The sequence below is a fragment of the Pseudomonas songnenensis genome (assembly GCF_003696315.1).
Classification (GTDB): Bacteria; Pseudomonadota; Gammaproteobacteria; order Pseudomonadales; family Pseudomonadaceae; genus Stutzerimonas; species Stutzerimonas songnenensis.
Window position 1 is genome coordinate 1 of record NZ_RFFN01000019.1, and the last position, 541, is coordinate 541.

Sequence of the window (541 nt, forward strand, 5' to 3'; positions counted from 1 at the left end):
CCGTCGTCGCCCGCCGGGATCAGCTGGCTGGCGCGCTGCAGGTTCATGATGTCGACCTCGTACTCGCGCACGTGCTCTTCCAGCGCGCGGGCCAGTTTCGGGCCTTCGGTTTCCTTCACCGAGATGAAGTTCTCGATGGCCATGGTGTCCAGCACCTGCCCGCCGAAGCGCTCGGCTGCGACACCGGTGCGGATGCCCTTGCGCGCGGCGTAGATCGCCGCTGCGGCACCAGCCGGGCCACCGCCGACCACCAGCACGTCGAAGGCATCCTTGGCCTTGAGCTTCTCGGCGTCACGGGCACTGGAGCCGGTGTCGAGCTTGGCGAGGATCTCTTCCTCGCTCATGCGGCCCTGGGTGAACAGCTCGCCGTTGAGGTAGATGCTCGGCACCGACATGATCTGGCGGGCTTCGACTTCATCCTGGAACAGCGCGCCGTCGATGGCGACGTGCTGGATGTTCGGGTTGAGCACGGCCATCAGGTTCAGCGCCTGGACCACGTCCGGGCAGTTCTGGCAGGACAGCGAGAAGTAGGTTTCGAAGC

1 protein-coding gene is annotated in these 541 nt (G+C 65.8%); it reads right to left on the reverse strand.

Annotated features, from left to right (window positions below):
• Window positions 1-541, reverse strand: a 541-nt coding sequence (locus EA798_RS20470; RefSeq protein WP_122100120.1) for a thioredoxin family protein, incomplete at both ends; no start/stop codon positions are given.